We start from the raw sequence: 24,654 nt of genomic DNA, 5'->3' as shown, positions 1-24,654 counted from the left end.
CAAGGAAGAAATTTCAGATTAAGTGGATACGAATAAACAATAATAAAATGGCAATTTCAAACTTCATTTAAAGCGAAAGCGCGGTGGCCGGATCCCAATATCTTTTTTCAAAATCCACCACTTTATCATCCGCCACTTTCACGCCTTCTTTTTCCAACAATTCCTGCATTTGCGTGGGTGTAGCAAAGTGCATTTTGCCGCTCAACATTCCGTTTCTGTTGACCACTCTGTGCGCCGGCACTTTTGGTTTTACGTTGTGTGCCGAATTCATGGCCCAGCCCACCATCCGCGCCGACAGCTTTGTGCCCAGCGCAGCGGCTATTGCGCCGAATGACGTTACCCTTCCTTTCGGTATCAGCCGCACCACGTCAAACACCTGCTCAAAAAAACTTTCGTCTTTTTTGCCGGATGGCTTTATGCTTTTTAAAGATTCTTGTGCAGGACGTTTTTCTTTCGCCATAAACATTGGGGTAATTCGTGCTTTAAAGCTCGTGTTCTTTTCTGTTTGCTAAAAGATACGACCGTTTGGGCTCGGCAACGGCTTCAAAATTGTACGGACAATGTTTGCAGCCGTTGCCGCAGCAATAGCCTCGTTCCAGTAAATATTTGGCAGTAAAAACTACCAGCCCGGCTTCGCTCACGTAATAATCTTCGCCTTCAATCCATCCCTGCTTCATCGCGCAATTGTTGTTGCAGGGTTTTGTCCAAAAGCGGCGAGGGCAAATGTTCCGGCAAAGAGAAACAGAGATAATGCACGCGGTTGCTGCCGGCAATGTCAAGGCTTTCGTAATGTGTTTTAATGTAAAGTTCCTGCCGCAGGCCCGGTGCGGCGTGAACGTCGTCAACGTCCTGCAAAATCTTGCAGCCGTACATGCCGGCCACTTTTTTGGTGAAGTTGTACAAATCGGGGCTGTCGGTTTTGAGGTGAATTTTTCCGCCGGGTTTTAAAATTTGGAAATAGCTGCGCAAAAAGCGCGGATGCGTCAGCCGCTTTTTTGCCTTGGAAATGCGAAGCTGCGGGTCGGGAAAAGTAATCCAGATTTCGTCCACTTCTTCGGTCCCAAAGTATTGTTCTATTTGTTCGATCTGGATGCGCAGGAAGGCTACGTTCCGCCGGTGATGATTGATGGCCTTTTTTGCACCCACCCACAAACGGTTTCCCTTCTTGTCAACACCGATAAAATTTTTAGTTGGATAAAGTTCCGCAAGGCCTACTGTGTATTCGCCTTTGCCACAAGCCAGTTCCAACACCAGCGGGTTTCTGTTTTCGAAAAACGTATTCCATGTGCCTTGCGTGTTTTCGGGGTATTGCAACACGTTCGAAAAGGTTTCCAACTCGGCAAAGCGCACCAGTTTTTTTTGACCCATAGTAAATCAAGCCGCAAGCTTTTGGCTGCGAGCTCCAAGCTCACAAAAATACCATTCGTAAAAAACAAACGGCCCGTTCTTCCGAACAGGCCGTTTAAAAATATTGAAGCTAAAAGCGATTAGCCAACCGCCTGCCGCTTCTTCTCAAACATCAGTTCCTGCACTTTTGCCTTGTCTTCTTTTTCCTTTTTCAAATCGAACATGGTGCCGAAGACAAGGTCCCAGATGGTGGAGCTAACGCCAAAGCCTTTTTCTTCGTCCTTGTAATGATGCAGGTGGTGGTTGCGCCACAAGGGTTTCATCCATTTAAACGGCGGGTTCCAGGCGTGAATGGCGTAGTGCATGGAAGCATACATCAGGTAGCCCAGAATAAAGCCCGGGAAGAAAACAAAGACGTTTTCTTTTAAAATGAGGTATTGAACAACGAACAAAGCCGAAGCCAGGATAAGGCTTGGCAGCGGCGGCATAAAAAGGCGCTGACGGTCGCGGGGATAGTGATGGTGATTGCCGTGCATGATGTACACAAACTTCTTGGTGCGTTGACCCTTCGGACTGAGATGAAAAGCATAGCGGTGCGCCAGGTATTCAAAAAATGTCCAGAAGAACATGGCGCCGATAAACCATGCGGCTATTTTGCCGCCGCTAAATCCAAGTTCGCGGCCGGCATAAATGGGAAGACCGACAATGAAGGGAAGGTACATGCCCCAGATGACCAGGGGGTGTCCCTTGGTAAAAAATTCCAACACAGGATTCTCGAAGAGCTGTGCCTGGCCTTTGTTGTGGATTTTCTCAAACTTCATACGCTGTTTGGATTTGCTTGCAAATTTAAGGTTTACGGCCGTAAGGCATGTGCCGTTAAGCAGGGTTAATTGTTAAACCCGGTCGTTCCATCGGTGAGAGAGAAGGGTTGTCCGTTGGTCGTTGCTCGCAGGCAGCTTGATAGTGAACGCTCTCTATGAACATCGGCCAACAACCAACGGACCACGATACCGAAGCAGTTGTTAAAACCGCTGCTCTTTCTTTTTTGAAAGAGGCAGCAGTTGATTCGGCTGTATTTTTACCGCCTGTGAAAAAGAAGAAAAAAGATACGGTTTTAGAACAGGTTTTGGTAGAGGCTTACGCGGCCGAGGGCAAGTCCCTGGCCCGCCGCGACGGCAAAGTGATTTTTATTGAAGGCGCTGTGCCCGGCGACGTAGTGGACCTTCGGTTGGGCAAGAATAAAAAGGATTGGGCCGAAGGACAGCCCTTAAAATTTCACGTCTATTCAAAAGAAAGAGCCGAGCCTTTTTGTCGGCACTTTGGCGTGTGCGGCGGTTGCCAGTGGCAAATGTTGCCCTACGAGAAACAACTCCAGTACAAGCACCAGCAGGTAAAAGACAATCTCAGTCGCATTGGCAAAATACAATTGCCGGAATTTTTACCGATAGTTGGAGCTCAGGAAGATAAATTCTATCGCAACAAATTAGAGTTCACCTTTAGCACAAAAGAATTTACCCCCCAACCTCCTAAAGAAGGCTTGCCGGCCGCGCAGCCCTCGCTTGTCGAAAACACTGCCAATGGAGCAAAATCGTCGGAAAGCGAGGTCAGTGCGTTGGCACCCCCGACCGCTTCAGGGGCGGGTGGGGTAGCGGGTGCACTGGGCTTTCATGCCAAAGGCTTTTTTGACAAAGTGGTGCAAATTGAAAAGTGCTGGCTGCAGGCCGAGCCGCAAAATGCGCTTCGCAATGCACTGCGGGACTTTGCTTTCCAAAAGGGCTACAGCTTTTATGATTTTCGCGAACACAAAGGCTTGTTGCGCAATTTGCAATTCCGCATCTGCACCACCGGCGAGGTAATGGTGAACGTTGTGTTTGGCGAAGACGACAAAAAAGGCCGGCAGGAAATTCTTTCTTTCGTTGAGAAAAACTTTCCGGACATTACCACGCTCTTGTACACGGTTAATCTGAAATGGAACGATTCGCTTTACGACCAGGAGCCGGTTGTGTACAAAGGCAAAGGCTTCGTGGAGGAAAAGCTTGAAGATTTCCGGTTTAAAATCGGGCCGAAGTCTTTCTTTCAAACCAACACAAAGCAAGGAGAGAAACTCTACCAAATCACCCGCCATTTTGCGGAGTTGAACGGTTCGCAAACCCTGTATGATTTGTATTGCGGCACGGGCAGCATTGGTATTTTTTGCAGCCGCGGCGCCAAAAAAATTATCGGTGTGGAAGCCATTGACGCGGCTGTGCAGGACGCAAAAGAAAATGCTTTGCTCAACGGTATTGGCCATGCGCAATTTTTTACCGGCGATGTGATTGAAGTCTGCAACGATGATTTTTTCGCGGCGCACGGAAAGCCCGACGTCATCATCACCGATCCGCCGCGAGCCGGGATGCACACAAAACTGGTAGAGAAAATTTTAGACATGGAAGCGCCAACTGTGGTGTACGTGAGTTGTAACCCGGCTACGCAGGCAAGAGACCTTTCGCTGTTAGACGCAAAATACGCGGTAACAAAAGTGCAGCCCGTTGACATGTTTCCGCACACGCACCACATTGAAAACGTTGTTCAGCTAAAAAGAAGATAAGATGAGCGAATTCAGATACTACAGACCCAATCCTTTTCCGCCCGTTGTTAAAAACCTGATCATCATTAACGTGCTGGTGTTTTTGGCCCAGCTAACTTTTCAAAACAGCAAAACGGTTGACCTGGATAACCTTTTTGCGCTGCACGACGTGCATTCGGTATTTTTTAAGCCGCATCAGCTCATCACGCACCTGTTCATGCACGGCGGCTTCGACCATATTTTCTTCAACATGTTTGCCCTGTGGATGTTTGGCCGCGAGCTGGAGAACAGTTGGGGAGCGAAGCGGTTTTTAATTTTTTACATGGCTTGCGGCTTGGGTGCAGCGCTTTTGCACCTTGGCGTTCTCTATTTTGAGATGGAACCTGTGATGAAGGTTTTTCGTTCGCTCCCGGCAGATCAACAGGCGCTGTACCTTGAATCGCCCGAGTTTCGGGTGAACACGGCTACGTTGGGCGCATCGGGAGCGGTATTTGGTTGTTTGGCGGCTTTTGGCTATCTTTTTCCAAACACCATGATCTATGTTTACTTTCTCTTACCCCTTAAAGCAAAATGGTTCGTTCTTATTTATGCCGGACTTGAACTCTGGCTCGGTATCAAAAATTCTGCAGGCGATAACGTTGCGCATTTTGCGCATCTTGGCGGTGCCGTAACGGGTATCATTCTGGTGTTGCTTTGGAACAAAACCGACCGCCGCCGGTTTTATTAATGTGGCAGATAAATTGCTGAAATGATATTTGTATGAGTTATTACCAACAACGCAATCAATCCAAACTCTCCATAGGTCAGGACGGCAATAGCCTGACCCTGTTGCTGACCATAAACCTGAGCATTTTTGCCATTCTCGCTTTCATCAAAGTTGTTTATTATTTCAGTTTTAATACGCAGGGCGTGGGACTTTTTCACGAGCAAATTTTCCGGTGGTTTACGCTGCCCGCCGACGTGGATACTTTCGTTACCCGCCCCTGGACTCTGCTCACGCACATGTTTGTACACGACACGGTAAGCATCTGGCACATCGTGGGCAACATGCTTTGGCTTTGGGCCTTTGGCTACATTCTTCAGGATTTAACCGGCAACAAAAACCTTGTTCCGCTTTACATCTACGGCGGACTGGCTGGCGCGGCCCTCTACGTTTTGGCTTTCAATTTCATTCCAGCCTTGAAGCCGTCGCTGCCCGTGTCGGAAGCCTTTGGCGCATCGGCAGCAGTAATGGCCATTGCCATTGGCACTACCGTGTTGGCGCCGGGCTATCGCATTTTTCCCATGCTCAACGGCGGCATTCCGCTTTGGGTCATTACGCTTATTTATCTTCTTGTTGATCTGGCCGGCATTCCTTTTGGCAACGCAGGCGGTCACATTGCGCATTTGGGTGGCGCGGCCATGGGTTATGCTTTTGTGATGGCTCTGCAGCGCGGCCACAACTGGGGGGGATGGATGAACAGTTTCTTTGATTGGGTGAACAACTTGTTTAACCCCGATAAACCCAGTAAAGGAACTTCTCCGAAAACGACGCTTTACTACAACAGCAAGGTGCAGCCCTACAAAAAAGCAAACCTTGTTACACAGCAACGCATTGATGAAATTCTGGACAAGATTTCGCAGAAGGGATATAATTCGCTGAGCGACGACGAAAAAGAAATGTTGAAAAGGGCCAGCCAGGAAGACCTTCTTTAAACACGATTTTTTCATGATTGCAAAAAAGCCGCTGGAGTGTTCCGCGGCTTTTTTGTACAAGCCTGTGTGCACAACGATGTGTATCACAACGAGCAAAACGATTAACGGGGTTTGAACGTTCAGCTTTCAATTTTTATCTTGCAGCAATGGCCACCTACCGCCGCATTACAAAGGGTGTTTTTCTTGCGCTCAACATCACTGTTTCCGTGGTGTTTTTATTGGCTTGCCTTGCACCCGAGCTGGACCCCGCGAGATGGTGGGCCATTTCGCTCTTGGGATTGGGCTTTGTTCTTATCGCCATCACACTTGTTGCCTTTATTTTTTTCTGGCTGGTGTTTAAGCCGCGTTTTGTTTTGCTTTCGCTGCTTCCGCTACTTGTCGGCTACAAAAGTATTGCCCTGTTTTTTGCCTTCAATACCACGCAAAAATTCAATTATCAAAAGGACAAAGACACCGTTCGCATTGCCCACTGGAACGTGGCCCGCTTCATTGAGCAACACCGTAACAACAACCGGGGCAGCCAAATCAGGTTGAAGATGATGGACCAGATCAAAGAACAGAACGCCGACGTTCTTTGCTTTCAGGAGTTTTTCACCTCTACCGATACGGCTTACTACAACAACCTGGCATATATAATAAAAGAGCTTGGCTATCCCCATTACTATTTTGCCTGGCGCAACGACGGCAACAAGCAATGGTTTGGTAACGCCATTTTTTCGAGGCTGCCCATCATTGACAGCGGCAAGGTTAATTTTCCGCACGCTGCTTATCCCGAAACCCTGCTTCATGCGGATATCGTTCACAACAACGATACCTTTCGCGTTTATACCACGCACCTGCAATCGCTGGCTTTCAAAAAAGAAGACTTCGACAACATTGAAGAAATAAAGGAAGGCCAAACAAATCCGCTTCGCAGTTCCCGCGGCATCTTTGGCAAGGTGCGCCGCGCCATGGTGGTGCGCAAAGAACAAGCGGGCATCATCAGCGAAATGCTTTCCAACGATCCTTATCCAACCATTCTTACCGGCGATTTTAACGACGTGCCCAATTCCTACGCTTACGCCACCATCAAGAACGATAAGTTTCAGGACATTTTTTTGGAGAAAGGTTTTGGCGTGGGCCGCACCTACGTTGATATTTCGCCAACGCTGCGCATTGATTACCTGTTCGCCACAAAAGATTTCGAGATCAAACAATTCAACCGGATTGTGCGTATGCTTTCCGATCATTACATGCTGGTAACCGATGTGCGGCTGAAAAAATAAGCCCCTATCTTTGGCGCATCATGAACGCTCCTCGTCTTCTTTTCTGCTGTTGTTGCTGATCTTTGTTTCTTTGCTTGCCTTAATTTTTACGTGCAGTTATCAAAATTCATATGAGTTTACGCGTTTACAATTCTTATACACGGGAGAAAGAAGTTTTTGAACCCCTCACGCCGGGCCACGTAGGCATGTACGTGTGCGGCCCAACGGTTAGCGGCGAAAGTCATCTTGGTCATGCAAGGCCCTACATCACGTTCGACGTGGTTTACCGTTACTTCTTGCATTTGGGTTACAAGGTGCGGTACGTGCGCAACATTACCGATGCCGGGCATTTTGAAGAAGAAGGCCGGGAAGCCGAAGACAAAATTTCCAAAAAAGCACAAATAGAAAGATTGGAGCCAATGGAGTTGGTACAGAAATACACCAACCTCTATCATTGGGCCATGCACAAGTTCAACAACCTCGATCCGACCATTGAACCGACTGCCACCGGGCATATTGTTGAACAGATAGGAATGATTGAAGAAATCATCAAAGCCGGTTATGCCTACGAAGTGAACGGCAGCGTCTATTTCGACGTAAAAAAATATGCGGCAGGTCACGAGTATGGAAAATTAAGCGGCCGTGTGCTGGATGATTTGCTGGAAACAACAAGAACGTTAGAAGGTCAGGAAGAAAAACACGACCGCGCCGATTTTGCTTTATGGAAAGCCGCGCCGCCCGAACACATCATGCGCTGGAAAAGCCCGTGGGGCGAAGGCTTCCCCGGTTGGCACATCGAGTGCTCGGCGATGGCGACGAAATATTTGGGTGCGCAATTTGACATACACGGCGGCGGCATGGACCTTCTTTTTCCGCACCACGAAAGCGAAATTGCGCAAAGCACCATCTGCAACCACACGCCGCCGGTGCGCTACTGGATGCACAACAACATGATCACCATTAACGGCCGCAAGATGGGCAAGAGCTACAACAACGTCATCAAACTAACGGAGTTGTTCAGCGGCGACAATCCGCAATTGGAGAAGGCGTATTCGCCCATGACGGTGCGTTTTTTTGTTTTGCAAACGCATTACCGCAGCACGCTTGATTTTAGCAACGATGCTTTGCTGGCCGCGGAGAAAGGATTGAAAAGATTGATGGAAGCCTACGAGTGGCTGAAGCAGTACAAGGATGACAGCAACACACACACCCCGTCATCCGTCATCTCTCATCCGCCATCTGAATTGGATGAAAAAGTGGTGCGGCTGGTAAACGAGTTTGATGAATTTATTGATGATGATTTCAACACGGCCAAAGTGCTGGCCAACATGTTTGAGCTGGTGCCGGTGATCAACTCTATCAAAGACAAACAAATTTCAACCGATGCTTTGTCTGCCGAAACCTTTGCTCTGTTGCAATCCAAAATGAAAACCTTTGTGGAAGATATTTTGGGGTTGACAACTGAAGCCGAAGGTGAGACGGATAAATTAAAAGGCGTGATGGAGGTTTTGATTGCCCTGCGCAAAGAAGCCCGTGCAAAAAAAGATTGGGTTACATCCGATAAAATAAGAAAGCAGTTGGCTGAAATCGGCGTTCAGCTAAAAGATGAAAAAGACGGCGGCATGAGTTGGAGCTTAAGTTGACGATGCATGAAACAACATTAATTGTCTGTTGACAATAGAAAAGCACAGTATGTTAAAGGATAAGTTTTACGTGTTTCTTCTTTGCGTGTGTTTTGCGCATACGCTTTGTGCACAGCAACCAAAAGGTTATTTGCTTTGGAGCAATGCAAAAAGATTGACCGTAGACGACTTTTCCATTAAAACAAAAAGTGCCGCGTCCACGCCTTCGTTTGCACAATTCACCATTGATTACGAAGTGAACGGTTTTAGCTTTCTTACTAAAAATTTCAACAAAAAAGTACACAATTATTTCATGCCGGCTGCCTCATGGATTGATACGACGGCAGACATTGCGCAAAACTTAAGGTACCAGCAAACGCTTTTTGATTTGGCTGAAATTTATACCCGGCAGTTTCGAAAGGCTTTACGGGAGAACCGAAAACAGTTTCTTAAGAATGTCAACATTGGGGCCGATTTAAATAAACAATTCATCTCGGCGTTTGCCCAAAGACGGGTAATGTATGATGAAGAAACAAATTTTGGTACAAACGAAGCAAAGCAAGCGGCATGGAGAAGCCAAATTGAAAAAGAACTGACAGAACTGGCAGACTTTGCCTATGATAAGTAGTTCATCTTTTTCTGCCCGAAGCATTTCATCGGGGCCATCGTGCATCACTTTTCTTACAAACAGAAAGGTTGATAAATTTATTTTTCCGGGTTTCCCAAATCTTGCAAATACAGGTTTAATTCATGAACTACATTGAACATCTTTCCAAAGACACCAAGCTGCGCAAGGTTCTTTCCGAACAAGATCCCGTTGAACTCACGCCGCGCAAAAACATTCCGCTTCGCTTGTGCGCTTCCATCATGAGCCAGCAACTTTCTACCAAAGTAGCCAAGGTTATTTTTCACCGCTTTTTAGATTTGTACGGCGGCAAAGAACCAACGCCACGGCAAATTGCTGAAACACCTTTCGAAACTCTTCGCGGCATTGGCTTGAGCAACGCCAAAACGCAATACGTTTTAAACGTGGCACAGTTTGCCATTGAGCACAAACTGGATGATAAAAAACTAAAAAAGATGAGCGACGAAGAAATCGTTGCACTGCTCACGCAAATCAAGGGCGTAGGCCGCTGGACGGTAGAGATGCTGCTCATGTTCACACTCGGCCGCGAAGACGTTTTTGCCGTAGACGATTACGGCATTCAGTCGGCCATGAAAAAACTCTATAAGCTCGACGACAGCAACAAAAAAGAGTTTAAGCAAAAGATGCAGGCCATTGCCGCCAAATGGAGCCCTTACCGTACGTATGCTTGCCGGCATTTGTGGCAGTGGAAGGACGACGGATAATTGATTGTTGACCGTTGTTCATTGATCGTTTTCAATCTCTCTTCGGCCAACAATCAACGGCCAACGGCCAACGATTATCCGTCACAAAATTTCATAAAACCCTTGCACCATCCGCCTCGTTGCCTACATTTGTCTCAATGGAATACAATACCACGAGAAATCACCTGACGATGCGGGAATACGGCCGCCACATTCAAAAAATGGTGGAGCATTTATTAACCATCGAAGACCGGGAGCGCCGCCAGCGCCAGGCACAGGTCGTCATTGAGTTGATGGGCTTTTTAAATCCGCATCTCAAAAACGTCGAGGACTTTCGCCATAAATTGTGGGATCACCTTTTTTACGTTTCCGACTTTAAGTTGGACGTTGATTCACCTTATCCCATTCCCCAAAAAGAAACCTACAAGGCCAAGCCCGGCCCTTTGCCTTATCCCAAGCGCTATCCCAAGTTTTCGCACCTGGGCAAAAACCTGGAATTGGTGATCGACAAAGCCTTAAACGAAGAAGCTCCCGAAAAACGCCAGGGCTTTGCCAACGCCATTGCCTATTACATGAAGCTGGCTTACACCAACTGGCACAAAGACACCGTGCACGACGACGCCATTCAAAGCGAATTAAACAACATCACAAAAGGGCAACTTGAGTTTACCAACACGCCTTACGTAAAAGCTTACCGCATGCAACCCGAAGGCCGCGACAACCGCGGAGGCTATGGCCGTCAGCAGCAACGCGGTAAATTTGGGCAACGCAACAACGGTGGCGGACAACAACGCAACGACAACCGCAACAACAAGTTTGGAAACAAAAAGCGGTTCAAGTAAGCTCAGCCTCCTTAAAGGGGGAACTAGGATGAAGAGTTTTTATTTTAGCCACCGATTTTAAGTACAATTTTTTTATAAGCCAAAGGCCAGTGCTACTGTTAAGCGTCTGTTGCGTCGCACTCTTTTACGTTTTGTAATTCTATTCAACCGGCAATCCGTTTGTATGTTCTTTTTCGTTCAGAAAAGGCTGTATGTGTAAAGCTTAATACACCCGAGTCCTCCCTTTAGGGAGACAGAGGGTTTCTTTAACAATCCTCTTTAAATTTTCCTCCTAATTTGCTCCCCAAACTGCTTTTCCAACAGCTTTTACCGATAGAAAAATTCAACATGCAACGATTTTTATCCGCCTCTTTTCTTTTTGCTTTCGTGCTCCTCGGCGCTGCGTCCTTTGCACAAGTTGATACCACCAAAGTCACATCGGTTGACCCGGATCTGCTCAACATCAACGCCAATAAAATTCCCAAAGAATACATCATTCGCTCGGTAAAAGTTTCCGGATTGAATACGCTTGATACGGCCATCGTGCTTTCCATCTCCGGCCTGCAATCGGGCGACAAAGTTTTGCTGCCCGGCGGCGAAGCTTTTTCAAAAGCCATCACCAATCTTTGGAAACAACGCCTCTTCTCCAACGCACAAGTTTTCATCACGGCCGTTGACGGCAATAATATTGACCTTGAAATAGCTGTGCAGGAAAGACCGCGGTTGGCCAACTTTAAATTCATCGGCGTTACAAAAGGGCAAGTAGAAGAATTGCAGGGTAAGATTGGCTTGGCCAAGTCCACCATCATCACAGAAAACATGAAACGCAACGCGGTTGACGTTATCAAAAAATTCTTTGCTGAAAAAGGTTACTTAAATACGCAGGTGCGTATCCAGGAATCACCCGACCGCACACTGGCTAACTCGCGTTTGCTGACCTTTTACGTGGACAAAGGCCTGAAGGTAAAAGTGAGCGACATTGTGTTTTACGACAACGAAGCCGTGTCCAACGCTTCGCTCAAAAAACAAATGTCAACCAAGGAAAAAGGACGGCTTCAATTTAAGCCCGCAGAAATTACACCGGTTTACGGCTCCATACCGCAGGTATCGCTGCACGAGTTTGTCAGCAATTACGCTTTCCTTTCGCCGTCCAAAACAAAAACCTATCTCGAACCTTACTTCCGTTTTCGGCCTTTTACCGGCGCCAAGTTTGAGCGCAACAAATACGAAGAGGACAAGGACAAAATCCTGACTTACTACAACTCGCTTGGCTATCGCGATGCGCAAATTATTGCCGATACCCAAACCCTCAACACAGAGGGCAACCGTATGCAAGTGCACATCAAAGTGAAAGAAGGCCACAAATATTATTTTGGCAACATGGCCTGGAAGGGAAATACCAAATATCCTGACTCGGTTCTCACGGCCATTCTCAATATTCACAAAGGCGACGTGTACAACATCGAACTATTGAACAAACGCCTCGGCAAACAACTCTCTCCCGAAGGCGGCGACATCAGTGGCTTGTACATGGATGAAGGCTATCTTTTCTTTCGCGTAGAGCCGGTGGAAACCGCCGTGTACAACGACACGATTGATTACGAACTGCGCATCACCGAAGGCTCGCAGGCCCGCATCCGCAACATCAACATTACGGGCAATGACAAAACAAAAGACTACGTCATTCGCCGCGAATTGCGCACCGTGCCCGGTAATTTGTTTAGCCGCTCCGACCTCATTCGTTCGCAACGCGAACTGGGCGCACTGAACTATTTTAACCAGGAAAAAATTAATCCCAACGTTGTACCCAACCAGGAAGACGGCACCGTGGACATCACCTGGGAACTGGAGGAAAAATCATCCGACCAGTTGGAACTCTCGGCGGGTTTTGGCGGCGGCGTGGGCTTTACCGGTACGCTGGGCGTTACCTTCAACAACTTCTCCATTAAGAATTTCTTCAAGAAAGAAGCCTGGGATCCTTTGCCAATGGGCGATGGCCAGAAACTGAGCTTGCGCTACCAGTCGAACGGAAGTTTCTATCATTCGTATAATTTCTCGTTTACCGAACCTTGGCTGGGCGGAAAGAAACGCAATTCGCTCACGCTGGGCGCCAGTTCGAGCAAGTACTCCAACGGCACGTATAATTATCTTACCGGAACTTACGACAAAGGCACTGATACAAGCTACCTGAAAACAACCTCGGTCTTTGTGTCGCTGGGCAAGCAATTGAAATGGCCTGATGATTATTTTAGCCTTGTGTATTCGCTGACATACACCCGTTACGACCTGAACAATTATGCCATTTTTCAGGGCTTGAGCAAGGGAACGTCAAACAACTTCAGTTTCCGTTTGGGCTTGCAGCGTTCGTCGGTGTTTGATCCTACCTTCCCGCGCAGCGGCTCTAACTTTTCGGCTACGGTACAATTTACGCCGCCGTATTCTTTGTTCAACAAAAACCTTGTCAATTCCGCCAATCCGTATAAAACGCCGGAGTACCACAAGTGGCGCTTTAACTCAGAATGGTATGTACCGCTGGGCAAGCCCGGCGGCGAAGACAAGAACCGCCAGTTTGTGTTAAAATTGGCTGCCAAGTACGGCTTCATGGGCCGTTACAACAGCAAGCTTGACTTCTCACCCTTTGAACGCTTTCAATTGGGTGGCGATGGTTTGACAAACACGAACGGTATCCTGGGTTACGACATCATTTCGCTGCGCGGCTATCCTGTGTTTGACGTATCCGATCCGTCGGTGAACAATTCCGATCAAACCAGCACAACGAAGTTCTTCACCATCTTTAACAAGTATTCGATGGAGTTGCGCTACCCGCTGGTAACAAACCCGGGCAGCACCATTTATGCGCTTACGTTTTTTGATGCCGCCAACGGATGGTACAACTTTAAAGACTACAATCCGTTTAAATTGCGGCGCAGCGTGGGCGTGGGTATGCGTTTCTTCCTGCCCATGTTTGGCTTGTTGGGCTTTGATTATGGCGTAGGCTTAGACCGCATTACACCGGCTAATCCCGGTTTGAAAAATGCGGCGCGGTTTACCTTTATGCTGGGCATGGAACCGGAGTAAAGTTGATAAGTTAATAGGTTAATAAGTTACTAAGTAGGGCCGTGCCCAGGCGCGGCCTTCCAAATAACAAACACAAACACGCCATGAAAAAATTGTTTTTTGTTGCTTGCCTTTTGGGTTTTGCATTTGCTGGCTTCGCCCAGAAATATGCCGTCATTGACACGAAGTATATTTTGGACAAGATGCCGGAATACAAAGCCGCGCAAAAACAATTGGACGACGTGGCGGCGGGCTGGCAAAAAGAAATTGATAACATGCAGGCAGAACTGGACAAGATGTATAAAGACTTTGATGCAGAGCAAGTCATGTTGAGCGATGAATTAAAACGCAAGCGGCAAGACCAATTGTTCAACAAGGAAAAAGCCCTGCGCGATTTACAACGCAAACGTTTTGGCTTTGAAGGCGACTTGTTTAAGAAAAGGCAAGAACTCATCAAACCCGTGCAGGACAAGGTTTATAACGCCGTGCAAAAATTAGCCGTGCAGCGCGGCTATGATTTTATGCTGGATAAAAGTGAAGGCATTACCGTTATATTTGCCGACCCCAAACTGGAAAAGAGCGACGACGTGCTGCGTGAATTGGGAATCAAATAAAAGGTTCAAATTTTTTTCGTACAAGACGAAAAACAATCAGCTATCATAAAAACAACATCACAAAAAAAATCTCAATGAACAAGTTCAAACTTTTTTTCCTGGCAGCTATCATGATTCTGGGCGCCAGCAGCATGAAGGTGCAGGGACAAAAAACCGGCTACTTTTCTATCGAAGAAATGCTTTCGCTGATGCCGGAAGTGGGAAAGATTGATACCCTGTTGCAACGGTATCAGGTTGACTCCATCAACACCGAATTTCAATCCATCATTCAGGATTACAATTACAAAGACAGCCTGTTGAACAAAACCGATTCGACCAAAATACCGCAGGCAACCCGCAGACAATACCGCCGCGATTTGGAAGCCATCACCTACCAGGTGCAAAACTGGCAACAAATCTCGCAACAAGCCATGCAAAACAAGCAACAGGAATTGCTGGCGCCCGTTTACCAAAAAGTTTATGCGGCGTTGAACCAGGTAGCCAAAGACAACGGCTATGCTTTTGTGTACCGTCAGGAAGCTTTGCTGGTGGCGCCTCCCGGCGATAACCTGATTCCGTTGGTGGCCAAAAAGCTGAATGTGAAGTTACCGGCGGGTGCATTGCAAAACGAAGGCGCTGCAACGAGACCGGCGGGCAACGCAAGACCTGCAGGTGCAAAAAAACAATAAGCCAAACGTTATTTTACCTTGTCCCGCATTTCCAAAAGATGCGGGATTTTTTTGACCGCGGAGCATCGGGATTTGGAAAAAGATTATCGGGATTGGCACCAAGGCCATGTAATGGACATGCCCTACCGTGGCGCAAGCCAGTCAGCTAATCTTCACATCATCTCAGCTAATCAGCGCTTACCTTCGCCGCTCAACAAACAAACATGGCAACATCAACGATACAAATTGACGTAGAATTGGACGAACAAAAGGTTCCGTCAAACATTCAATGGCAGGCAAGCGACGGCAGCATGGAAAGGCCGCTGCAGGCAAAAGCTTTTATTCTTTCCTTGTGGGACGGCGCCGATAAATCGGCACTTCGCATTGATTTGTGGACGCAGAAAATGATGGTGGACGAGATGGCGGATTTTTATTTTCAAACCATGATGACCATGGCCGATACCTTTGAAAGAGCAACCCGCATGACAGAACTGACAAGCGGAATGAAAGCCGCCGCGCAACAGTTCTACCAGAAGTTTCAGGAATTGCAGATGAAAGAAAATAAAGCCTGAGAAATGTTGAATTATGAATGATGAGTGATGAATGAAATAAGGTATAACTCATAATTCATAATTCTGAATTCATAACTCATAATTTAACCAACATGAGTCTCGAACAAAAAATAATGGCCGACATGAAAGAGGCCATGAAAGCAAAAGAAGAAGCCACGCTTCGCGGACTGCGGGCCATTAAAGCCGAAATCATCAAAGCGAAAACAGAGCCCGGCGCCGGCGGCGAAATTTCGGAAGAAAAAGAAGTAAGCCTGCTGCAAAAGATGATGAAACAACGGAAAGATTCGCTGGAAATTTATCAGCAGCAAAACCGGGCCGACCTGGCGCAAAAAGAACAGGAAGAAATGGCGGTGATTGAAAAGTTTTTGCCCAAACAATTAAGCAGCGAAGAATTGAAAGAAGCGCTGCAAAGACTCATTGCCGAAACCGGCGCGTCATCGCCGGCCGACATGGGTAAAGTGATGGGCGCTGCAACAAAACAACTGGCAGGAAAAGCAGATGGTAAAACCATATCGGCAACCGTGAAAGAGTTGCTTTCTAAATAAGAACCGGCAATTGATAATTGGCAGTTGGCAATAAAAAGTTCAAGTGCTGATTGCGAATTGCCGGTTGCCAATTTCTTTTCATGCTGATTGACATTATCGCTTTCGTTCTACTCCTGCTTGCTGTATTTAAAGGCTTACGCAAAGGCTTTATTGTTGCGCTGTTTTCCTTTCTTGCTTTTTTTATTGGCCTGGCCGCTGCGCTTAAATTATCGGCAGCAATGGCGGCGTATATCGGCAGCAATGTTTCCATCTCGCAACGATGGCTGCCCTTTGTTGCTTTCTTACTTGTTTTTTTAATCGTTGTGCTGCTTGTGCGGTTGGGCGCCAAACTGCTGCAGGGTCTCGTGCAAACAATGATGTTGGGATGGGCCAATCGTTTGGGAGGCGTTCTGTTCTATGTACTGATTTATTTTTTCATTTACAGCATTCTTCTTTTTTACGCTACGCAATTAAGCCTAATTAAACCGGCTACCATTCAGGCATCTTCTACCTATGGCTGGATTGAGCCTTATGCGCCAAAACTCATTAACCTGCTTGGTTCCGTTATTCCATTTTTCAAAAACACCTTTGCAGAACTGTTGCGCTTTTTCGACGCAAGTGCAAAACCATGACCGGTCTTTCGCAACCTTTATAATTTACGCTTTGTCTTTCTCAACAAGCCGTTGTCGCAAAAAGTTTTGCTTGCAATTTCCAATTGCCGTTTACCAATTGGCGTTTGCCAAAAAACACTACTTTAGCAAGATTAGAATTCTCTTGCATGCAGTATCAAATTATTGAACAAGGAAAGTTTAAGTACATCGAGGAAGGAGAGGGCGAACCGCTGGTATTGCTGCATGGCTTGTTTGGAGCACTGAGCAATTTTAAAGACCTGGTTGAACACTTTCGCGGCAAATACAAAGTCATTGTTCCGCTGTTGCCGCTGTTTGAATTGGATATTTTACACACGTCGGTTAGCGGCCTTGCTAAACATGTAAACAAATTTCTAGAAACAAGAGATTTAAAGGGCATTCACCTGTTGGGCAATTCGCTTGGCGGGCATGTGGCGCTGGTGCATACGCTGAAGCATCCCGATCGCATCAAATCATTAATTCTTACCGGCTCGTCGGGTTTGTTCGAAAACGGCATGGGTGATAGTTATCCCAAGCGTGGCGATTACGAATACATCCGCAAAAAAACAGAGCTTACGTTTTATGATCCGGCCATGGCCACGAAAGAATTGGTGGATGAAGTATTCGACATTACCCGCAACCGGTTAAAAGTCATCAAAATCATTGCTCTCGCCAAAAGTGCCATCCGAAATAATTTGGGCGAAGAACTCAATAGCATCAAGCAACCCACGTTATTGGTTTGGGGCAACAACGATACCATCACGCCGCCCTTTGTGGCACGGGAATTTCATAAATTAATTCCGAACAGTGAGTTGCATTTTATTGACCGCTGTGGCCACGCACCCATGATGGAAAGGCCGCAAGAGTTCAATCTGCTTTTGGATAATTTTTTGAAAAAGCTTGCAACTCCTGCAACAGTTCAATAGGTTCATCTGTCTAAGTAATGTGACCGTGCTATGTTAACGAGAGACCTCATATCGAACACAATTCCTTACTTGCATAAAAGCGATACCGTTTATCATGCCCTGCAGTTGATGAACGACTATCACGTAGCGCATTTGCCGGTGGTGGAGAACGAGAATTATCTCGGCATCATCAGCGAAGAGCAGTTGCTGCAAAACGACGAAGACACGGCGCTTACCGATTTGCCCATCACCGACGGCACGACCTCCGTTCAGGGCAACGAGCACTTTTTAAAAGCCATTCAAACCGCCGTTAGCAACCAACTAAGCATCGTTCCGGTGGTGGAAGAAAGGCAACTGCTCGGCATTGTTACCTACAACGACCTTTTGCGCAACGCTTCGGAATTTATGAGCCTCAGTCAACCCGGCGCTTTGATTGTGTTGGAAATGGACAGCCGCAATTATTCCTTTACCGAAATAAACCGCATTGTAGAATCAAACGATGCGCAGATTACCCAACTGAACACAGCCACCGACCCCGAAACAGGATTGATGCAAGTTACCATCCGGGTAAACAAGCTCGAAGTATCGGCCCTTCTGGGCACTTTTCAACGCTACGAATACAACGTGAAATACTATTTTGGTGAGGAGATGTTTGCCAACGAGCTAAAGACGAATTACGATAATTTAATGCACTACCTCGAAATATAATTCTACTCGGCAGTCCAATAACTTATATTCGGTACAGAATTTTCATTGTTACGCTTGATCTACTTATTTCCCCGATGAGAATCTGTCTGCCAATACTTGGATGTTGTGTGTTGCTTTTGTCATTTGGCGATGGAAAGGCACAGGATGTTTTTGTCAATTCCGTATTGCTTTATTCTACCGACCATTTGCAGGCTACTACTCCCGTTGCCGATTCAGTTTTTACCATCAAAGAAATCATCATCGCGGGCAACAAGCGAACACGCAAGTCCACCGTTTTGCGGGAACTGCCTTTTCATGCTTCCGACACCTATCCCTTGGCCGAGATTGTCGAAAAGCTGGAAGTGACCCAACGGCAGTTGATGAACACAGGACTTTTTCGAAGCGTGGTGGTAAATCTTCAAAGCGCTTCAGAAGAGCAGGTGATTGTAAACATTCAGGTGGAGGAAAAATGGTACTTCTATCCACAGCCTTTTGTGCGCATTGCCAACGGCAGTTTCAGTCAGTGGAACGACAGGGGCCGGCCGCTCAATCATCTCAATTATGGCATCAAGCTTACCCAGTACAATTTCTCAGGCCGCAACGACAAAGCCTACATAAATCTTACCAGCGGTTACACCAAAAAAATTGCGCTTCAATACCAGGGTTTTTATTTTGACAAAGCCTTAAAGTGGTCGGGCAGTCTTTCGGTGGCGCACGGCAAAAACCGCGAGATTAACTACATCACGCAAAACAACAAAGTCATTTCAGTAAAAGATCCAGACGGTTATCTGTACGAATTTTCGCAAGCTTCCTTTGACCTTTTGTATCGTCCCGCCATTAAAACAAGGCATACGTTTTCAGTTGGTTACAATTACAACCGCATTGCCGATACCGTTCGCAAACTGAATAAAAATTACGCACCCACCGAAAACGTGTATCGTTTTCCTTACCTTTCTTACAGCGTTTCGTTCACCGATTTTGATTTTAACCCTTACCCGACGAGAGGCCGTTATGCTGATTTTTCGATCTACAAAGCGGGCATTAACAACCCGGTTAATTTATGGCAACTGGCCGCAAGCGGCACGCAATACCTGGCGGCGGGAAGGAAAGGCTATTTTTCGGTAAAGCTGGCCGGCATGTTAAAGCTGCCCTTTAAGCAGCCGTACATTACACAGCAGTTTTTGGGTTACGGTGATGCCTATTTGCAGGGATATGAAAACTATATCATTGACGGTGTGGCGGGCGGTTATTCCAAACAAACCTTTGGTTACAATCTGTTGAAAACGGAAATACCGCTGCCAAAGAAAAAATGGTTCAAGTCCTTGCACAACATTCCACTAAAAGTTTACGCAAAGGTTTATACCAACGAAGGCTATGTGTACAATCCGGCGCCAGGCTTCACCAACGGCCTTACCAACCGGATGCTTTACAGCACGGGCTTTGGCATAGACATTCTTGCCTTTACCGATTTGCTTTTTAAAATTGAGTGGAGCTTTAACCGGTTAGGGCAAAACGGGATATTTTTGCATCAATAGATGTTTACGCATTCACCTGCTCACACGTTCATTCGACGGTACAGAACACACGAACAGGTGAATGCGTAAACAGTAAACCGACACACTTGAAAGTAGCCATCTACAGCCGCGTGTTTGAAAGCACGCAACTTACCGACTTACAACTTTTTTTTGATGAACTGGAAAAAGAAAAGATTGACCCGGTCATTTTCTTTGACTTTTACGAACAGGCAGCACCGCACCTCCGGATATCCTCTTCAACGCAAACCTTTTCGCACCACTCGGAATTAACCGCAGACATAGATTTTTTAATCAGCCTTGGCGGCGACGGCACTTTGCTGGACACGGTTACGCTGGTTCGCGACAAAAATATTCCGGTGGTCGGCATCAACTTTGGCCGCCTGGGTTTTTTGGCTTCTATCGGCCGAACCGAAATGGCCGAAGCCGTAAAAGCCCTGGCCCGCCGCTCGTACATCATTGACAAACGTTCGCTTGTTCATCTTGATTCAAACATTCCGCTCTTCAACGACGTGCCATATGCCTTAAACGAATTTGCCATTCACAAACGCGACATTGCACCGATGGTGAAAATTCACACCTACATTAACGGCGAACTGCTCAATACCTATTGGTCCGATGGACTCATTCTGGCCACGCCAACCGGTTCTACGGGCTACTCGTTAAGCTGTGCGGGCCCGGTGGTTTTTCCCGAGTCACGCTCTTTTGTGCTCACACCCATCGCGCCACACAATTTAAATGTGCGTCCCATTGTCATTCCCGACAACGCCATCATTTCCTTTGAAATCGAAAGCCGTTCCGATGAAGTCATCTGTGCCCTGGATTCCCGCCGCGAACTGGTAGACAAGAACGTTCTCCTTGCCGTGCGCAAAGAAAATTTTAGTGTGAACCTTGTGCGGCTCAACGAAAACAATTTTCTGCAAACACTCCGCAACAAACTTTCCTGGGGCTTGGACAAACGGAATTAAGAACACTGAATGCAGAATACAGAACGCAGGATCGTCAAACGTTCGTCTCTAATTCTACATCCTATATTTTACATCCTGCATTCTTTTCTCCCGCATACCAAACGCCGAAAAATTTCGTTTCACAAAAAGCAAAACCTTATTTTGCAAAATCTATGAGAAAGAAGATACTGGCTGCCGTTTTGTTTTGTTTGCCACTGGCGCTTTGGGCGCAAACAGAATCTTACGTGCAGGAGGGTGAATTCGGCTTTGGCATTGGAGGCGCCCATTATTTCGGCGACCTGAACACCCGTGCAAAACTGAATCGCCCCAAATTGGCTGCGGACATTTTCTTCCGGAAAAATTTTGGCAACTATATTGCCGTACGCCTTTCCGGCACCTTTGCACAGTTGGGTTATTCCGACGTTTACAACACGCACAATGAATTGATGCGCCGCCGCAACTTGAGCTTCAACACCAAAGTGTGGGAATTGGGTCTGCAAGGCGATTTCAATTTTTACCGCTTCATGCCCGGCGATGAAGATTTTCGTTTTACGCCCTACATCACGCTTGGCGTGAGCGCCTTTAGCTATGATCCTTACGCTTATCTCAAGGGCGAAAAATATTACCTGCGTCAATTGGGTACCGAAGGCCAGTACGACACAGCCACGGGTCGCCGGCCTTACAGCACCATGGCGCTGGCCATCCCGTTTGGCGTGGGTGTGAAGTACGCCATCAACGACCGCATTAACATTGGCTTTGAAGTTGTGCATCGTTTTACCAACACCGATTATTTAGACGACGTAAGCACCACCTATCCCGGCGCTTCGTCTTTCCCGCCAAACCCTGATGGCAGCCCTTCGGCCGCTTTCCTTTTGAGCGACCGTTCCTACGAAACCGGAACGCCAATTGGTGTAAAAGGACAGCAACGGGGTAACAGCAAAAACAAAGACCAGTTTGCGACCGCAATATTCTACATCAGCTTCAACCTGCAATCGTATAAATGCCCGTCGGCGAATTGACCACTGATTGCCGGGATTTTAAAAGAATTATCGGGATTGTTCAGAAACGGACAGTCCTTTTTTTTATCCCCGATGGCGCGGATGAAAGCATATTTCGCTAATTGACGCTTTTTATTTTGAGGTGTGCTGTGCCGGTTTTCATCCGTAAAATCTTTCCTTCAATCAGCGTAATCTGTGGTTTACTTTTGCGGCAGTTCAACGTTGCGGAACATGACAAGTGAACTCGTGAACGCGTGAACAAGCAAACAATTTCTCATGGATTTACTTTCTCAAATAGACAAAGCCCGCCTTCCCAAACACATCGCCATCATCATGGACGGCAACGGACGATGGGCGAAAGAGCAGGGACAAGACCGGCTGTTTGGTCACTATCAGGGCGTGGAAAGTGTACGCGATATTGTGGAGGGCTGCGCCGAACTCAGTGTCGGTTATCTTACGCTTTATGCTTTCTCCACCGAAAATTGGGACCGCCCGCAATACGAAGTCATTGGCCTGATGGAACTGCTGGTGAAAACCATTCGCGGCGAGGTGGAAAGCCTTAACAAAAACAACATCCGTTTGCACGTTATTGGCGACATGAACATGCTGCCCGATTACGCACAAAAAGAGTTGAACGAAGCCCTTCAAATTACAAAGCATAACACCGGCCTTCAATTAATTATGGCCCTGAGTTATAGCGGACGGTGGGAACTGCTTAACGCCGTAAAGAACATTGCTCACGAAGTGCAAAGCGGCAACCTGCAAATAGAAGAAATTGACCAGGACACCTTGCAGAAATATCTGACAACATCAGAATTCCCCGATCCCGAACTCATGATTCGCACCAGCGGCGAATACCGCATCTCTAACTTTTTACTGTATCAACTGGCTTACGCCGAGCTCTATTTCACACAGGTGCGCTGGCCGGATTTTCGCAAGCAAAATTTATACGAAGCCCTGCTTGATTACCAAAACCGCGAACGGCGTTTTGGTAAAACGGGTGAGCAGGTTAAGACCGGGTCGTAGTTTGGAGTTGAGCGTTCATTCGCGGTCATCTTTTCTTTTTCCTGTTCTATGGTAGTTTCTTCAGTTTCTATTTTCACATTTTTACATCATTCAATCAGCACATCATCATTATGTCCTCATTTGAAGTTATCGGCGGAAAAAAGTTGAAAGGAGAGATCACGCCGCAAGGTGCAAAGAACGAAGCCTTGCAAATCATCAGTGCCGTTTTGCTTACCGATGAAAAAGTAACCGTTACCAACATTCCCGATATTCTTGACGTCAATAATCTGATTGAACTCTTGAAAGCCATTGGTGTAAAAGTGGAGCGGCCCGACCGGCACACCTGCATCTTTCAGGCCGATGACGTGGATTTAAATGTTCTCCGCAGTCCCGAGTTCAAAAACAAGAGCGGCACCTTACGCGGCTCAGTCATGCTGGCAGGACCGATGCTTGGCCGCTACAAAAAAGCCTTCATTCCTAAACCCGGTGGCGATAAAATTGGAAGACGCAGATTAGACACGCATCTCCTCGGTTTTCAAAAGTTGGGCGCGGAGATGATCTATTACCCCGAAGACGCTTTTTATTATTTCTCCACTGATGGCTTAAAAGGCACGTACCTCTTGCTCGATGAGCCTTCCGTTACCGGCACAGCCAACATCATTATGGCGGCTGTACTGGCCAAAGGCGCCACCGTTATTTATAACGCAGCCTGCGAACCCTACATACAACAGCTTTGTCGCATGCTCAATAGAATTGGTGCTGACATTCAAGGCGTCGGCAGCAACCAACTAATCATTGAAGGCGTAGAAAAGCTGCACGGCACAGAGCACCGCATTTTGCCCGACATGATTGAAATTGGTTCCTTTATCGGCATGGCCGCCATGACGCAAAGCGACATCATCATCAAAAACTGCAGCGTTGAATACCTGGGTGTAATACCCGAAAAGTTCCGGCAATTGGGTATTCAATTAAACATCGTTGGCGACGACATCCATATTCCCGAGCAAGAGCTTTATCAAATCCAAACTTATATGGATGGTGGTGTGCTTACTATCTACGATCATCCCTGGCCGGGCTTTACGCCGGATTTGTTAAGCATTGTTTTGGTTGTGGCCACGCAGGCAAAAGGCTCAGTATTGATTCATCAAAAGATGTTTGAAAGCCGCTTGTTCTTTGTGGACAAACTCATTGACATGGGCGCACAAATTATTTTGTGCGATCCGCACCGCGCAGCCGTTATTGGCCTGGAAAGAAAGCACAAGCTGCGCGGCATTAAAATGAGCTCGCCCGACATTCGGGCAGGCGTGTCGCTGTTGATTGCAGCCTTAAGCGCCGAAGGCAAAAGCATCATCCAAAACATTGACCAGATTGACCGCGGCTATCAATACATTGACGAACGGTTAAGAAGTTTGGGCGCGGAGATACGCAGGGTGTAACGGAGGGAGAAGCAAACTTCGTTGTATGTTTAAAAACAATTGAACACCATGAATTGGAGAGGTTATTTGGATGCAGACCCCACAATTTTATTTGGTAAGCTCGTGGTGAGGAACACCCGCATTCCCGTTGATCTTCTGTTGGAAAAAATGGCCGCGGGAGACGGTTTTGACGATTTATTGAAAGCCTATCCCCGTCTTTCACGCGAAGCCTTGCAGGCCTGCTTACTGTTTACCGCTTCAAGATGAAACACCACGGGATTCTGCTTCTTGGTCTAAATGAAATGTCTTCTTCGGAAAAGGCAGAAATTATGCTTCAAATTATTTCCCAATACGGCAATGAGCTAAAAAATATTTTTTCTGTTTTAGACGGGCGCCGGCTAAGCATGAGAAAATGAAACGTCTTTTAAGTCCTTCATTTGTCCAATCACTCCGCTCGATTCTCAACTCATACGGTCGAACCAACAGTTGAGACAACCC

26 protein-coding genes are annotated in these 24,654 nt (G+C 46.9%); 22 read left to right on the top strand and 4 right to left on the bottom strand.

Annotation, left to right across the window (positions count from 1 at the left end):
• Nucleotides 1-67: 67 nt before the first annotated feature.
• The 4 genes from FSB75_RS14205 to FSB75_RS14190 form a co-directional block, all read right to left on the bottom strand.
• Nucleotides 68-460, bottom strand: coding sequence for an MGMT family protein (locus tag FSB75_RS14205; RefSeq protein ID WP_146788841.1), 393 nt, complete (start codon nucleotides 458-460; stop codon nucleotides 68-70).
• A gap of 22 nt (nucleotides 461-482) precedes the next feature.
• Nucleotides 483-677, bottom strand: coding sequence for a DUF5522 domain-containing protein (locus FSB75_RS14200; protein ID WP_146788839.1), 195 nt, complete (start codon nucleotides 675-677; stop codon nucleotides 483-485).
• Nucleotides 658-1,368, bottom strand: coding sequence for a tRNA (guanosine(46)-N7)-methyltransferase TrmB (gene trmB, locus FSB75_RS14195; protein WP_146788837.1), 711 nt, complete (start codon nucleotides 1,366-1,368; stop codon nucleotides 658-660). The genes FSB75_RS14200 and trmB overlap by 20 nt, the downstream gene beginning before the upstream one ends.
• Before the next feature lie 119 nt (nucleotides 1,369-1,487).
• Nucleotides 1,488-2,168 (bottom strand): sterol desaturase family protein, encoded by a 681-nt coding sequence (locus FSB75_RS14190; RefSeq protein WP_146788835.1) that lies wholly within the window; start codon nucleotides 2,166-2,168, stop codon nucleotides 1,488-1,490.
• A 155-nt stretch (nucleotides 2,169-2,323) separates the two neighbouring features.
• Here FSB75_RS14190 and rlmD point away from each other — a divergent pair, with 155 nt between their 5' ends.
• The 22 genes from rlmD to FSB75_RS14080 all read left to right on the top strand — a co-directional run bounded on the left by rlmD (nucleotide 2,324) and on the right by FSB75_RS14080 (nucleotide 24,423).
• Entirely contained in the window at nucleotides 2,324-3,934 is a 1,611-nt protein-coding gene (gene rlmD, locus FSB75_RS14185; RefSeq protein WP_146788833.1) for a 23S rRNA (uracil(1939)-C(5))-methyltransferase RlmD, read from the top strand.
• Nucleotide 3,935: 1 nt separating this feature from the next.
• Nucleotides 3,936-4,640, top strand: a complete 705-nt coding sequence (locus tag FSB75_RS14180; protein ID WP_146788831.1) for a rhomboid family intramembrane serine protease — start codon at nucleotides 3,936-3,938, stop codon at nucleotides 4,638-4,640.
• A 32-nt stretch (nucleotides 4,641-4,672) separates the two neighbouring features.
• Nucleotides 4,673-5,608, top strand: coding sequence for a rhomboid family intramembrane serine protease (locus FSB75_RS14175; RefSeq protein WP_146788829.1), 936 nt, complete (start codon nucleotides 4,673-4,675; stop codon nucleotides 5,606-5,608).
• A 146-nt stretch (nucleotides 5,609-5,754) separates the two neighbouring features.
• Nucleotides 5,755-6,873, top strand: coding sequence for an endonuclease/exonuclease/phosphatase family protein (locus FSB75_RS14170; protein ID WP_146788827.1), 1,119 nt, complete (start codon nucleotides 5,755-5,757; stop codon nucleotides 6,871-6,873).
• A 110-nt stretch (nucleotides 6,874-6,983) separates the two neighbouring features.
• Nucleotides 6,984-8,495, top strand: a complete 1,512-nt coding sequence (gene cysS / locus FSB75_RS14165; protein ID WP_227990590.1) for a cysteine--tRNA ligase — start codon at nucleotides 6,984-6,986, stop codon at nucleotides 8,493-8,495.
• Between the two features lie 49 nt (nucleotides 8,496-8,544).
• On the top strand, nucleotides 8,545-9,102 hold the full coding sequence (locus FSB75_RS14160) for a hypothetical protein (protein ID WP_146788823.1): 558 nt from the start codon (nucleotides 8,545-8,547) through the stop codon (nucleotides 9,100-9,102).
• Between the two features lie 122 nt (nucleotides 9,103-9,224).
• Nucleotides 9,225-9,824: a DNA-3-methyladenine glycosylase family protein gene (locus tag FSB75_RS14155; RefSeq protein ID WP_146788821.1), complete on the top strand. Its 600-nt coding sequence runs from the start codon at nucleotides 9,225-9,227 to the stop codon at nucleotides 9,822-9,824.
• A 137-nt stretch (nucleotides 9,825-9,961) separates the two neighbouring features.
• Nucleotides 9,962-10,645, top strand: a complete 684-nt coding sequence (locus FSB75_RS14150) for a DUF4290 domain-containing protein (RefSeq protein ID WP_146788818.1) — start codon at nucleotides 9,962-9,964, stop codon at nucleotides 10,643-10,645.
• A gap of 327 nt (nucleotides 10,646-10,972) precedes the next feature.
• The gene (locus tag FSB75_RS14145; protein WP_146788816.1) at nucleotides 10,973-13,702 is read left to right on the top strand and encodes a BamA/OMP85 family outer membrane protein; all 2,730 of its coding nucleotides are present in this window, start codon (nucleotides 10,973-10,975) and stop codon (nucleotides 13,700-13,702) included.
• Nucleotides 13,703-13,785: 83 nt separating this feature from the next.
• Entirely contained in the window at nucleotides 13,786-14,295 is a 510-nt protein-coding gene (locus FSB75_RS14140; RefSeq protein ID WP_146788814.1) for an OmpH family outer membrane protein, read from the top strand.
• 74 nt (nucleotides 14,296-14,369) lie between these two features.
• A complete protein-coding gene (locus tag FSB75_RS14135) occupies nucleotides 14,370-14,963 on the top strand; it encodes an OmpH family outer membrane protein (protein ID WP_146788812.1) in 594 nt (197 codons plus the stop codon).
• 203 nt (nucleotides 14,964-15,166) lie between these two features.
• Nucleotides 15,167-15,514 carry a gliding motility protein GldC gene (gene gldC, locus FSB75_RS14130; protein WP_146788810.1) on the top strand — a complete coding sequence of 116 codons (348 nt, stop codon included), beginning with the start codon at nucleotides 15,167-15,169 and terminating at the stop codon, nucleotides 15,512-15,514.
• Nucleotides 15,515-15,606: 92 nt separating this feature from the next.
• Nucleotides 15,607-16,059: a GatB/YqeY domain-containing protein gene (locus tag FSB75_RS14125; protein ID WP_146788808.1), complete on the top strand. Its 453-nt coding sequence runs from the start codon at nucleotides 15,607-15,609 to the stop codon at nucleotides 16,057-16,059.
• 80 nt (nucleotides 16,060-16,139) lie between these two features.
• On the top strand, nucleotides 16,140-16,670 hold the full coding sequence (locus FSB75_RS14120) for a CvpA family protein (protein WP_146788806.1): 531 nt from the start codon (nucleotides 16,140-16,142) through the stop codon (nucleotides 16,668-16,670).
• A gap of 146 nt (nucleotides 16,671-16,816) precedes the next feature.
• Nucleotides 16,817-17,593, top strand: coding sequence for an alpha/beta fold hydrolase (locus FSB75_RS14115; RefSeq protein WP_146788804.1), 777 nt, complete (start codon nucleotides 16,817-16,819; stop codon nucleotides 17,591-17,593).
• A gap of 30 nt (nucleotides 17,594-17,623) precedes the next feature.
• On the top strand, nucleotides 17,624-18,280 hold the full coding sequence (locus FSB75_RS14110; RefSeq protein WP_146788801.1) for a CBS domain-containing protein: 657 nt from the start codon (nucleotides 17,624-17,626) through the stop codon (nucleotides 18,278-18,280).
• A 107-nt stretch (nucleotides 18,281-18,387) separates the two neighbouring features.
• Nucleotides 18,388-19,794 carry a POTRA domain-containing protein gene (locus FSB75_RS14105; RefSeq protein ID WP_172623151.1) on the top strand — a complete coding sequence of 469 codons (1,407 nt, stop codon included), beginning with the start codon at nucleotides 18,388-18,390 and terminating at the stop codon, nucleotides 19,792-19,794.
• A gap of 86 nt (nucleotides 19,795-19,880) precedes the next feature.
• Nucleotides 19,881-20,759: an NAD kinase gene (locus FSB75_RS14100; protein WP_146788797.1), complete on the top strand. Its 879-nt coding sequence runs from the start codon at nucleotides 19,881-19,883 to the stop codon at nucleotides 20,757-20,759.
• A gap of 152 nt (nucleotides 20,760-20,911) precedes the next feature.
• Nucleotides 20,912-21,757 carry a type IX secretion system protein PorG gene (porG, locus tag FSB75_RS14095; RefSeq protein WP_146788794.1) on the top strand — a complete coding sequence of 282 codons (846 nt, stop codon included), beginning with the start codon at nucleotides 20,912-20,914 and terminating at the stop codon, nucleotides 21,755-21,757.
• Between the two features lie 255 nt (nucleotides 21,758-22,012).
• Nucleotides 22,013-22,762, top strand: a complete 750-nt coding sequence (locus tag FSB75_RS14090; RefSeq protein ID WP_146788792.1) for an isoprenyl transferase — start codon at nucleotides 22,013-22,015, stop codon at nucleotides 22,760-22,762.
• Nucleotides 22,763-22,872: 110 nt separating this feature from the next.
• Complete coding sequence (gene murA, locus FSB75_RS14085; RefSeq protein WP_146788790.1) at nucleotides 22,873-24,177, top strand: UDP-N-acetylglucosamine 1-carboxyvinyltransferase; 1,305 nt, start codon at nucleotides 22,873-22,875, stop codon at nucleotides 24,175-24,177.
• A gap of 48 nt (nucleotides 24,178-24,225) precedes the next feature.
• A complete protein-coding gene (locus FSB75_RS14080; protein ID WP_146788787.1) occupies nucleotides 24,226-24,423 on the top strand; it encodes a DUF433 domain-containing protein in 198 nt (65 codons plus the stop codon).
• Nucleotides 24,424-24,654: the final 231 nt, after the last annotated feature.

Source organism: Flavisolibacter ginsenosidimutans, from assembly GCF_007970805.1.
In the GTDB taxonomy this organism is placed as follows: Bacteria; Bacteroidota; Bacteroidia; order Chitinophagales; family Chitinophagaceae; genus Flavisolibacter; species Flavisolibacter ginsenosidimutans.
The sequence above is the reverse complement of the archived record's forward strand: the minus strand, read 5'-3'. Positions and strand labels throughout refer to the sequence as shown.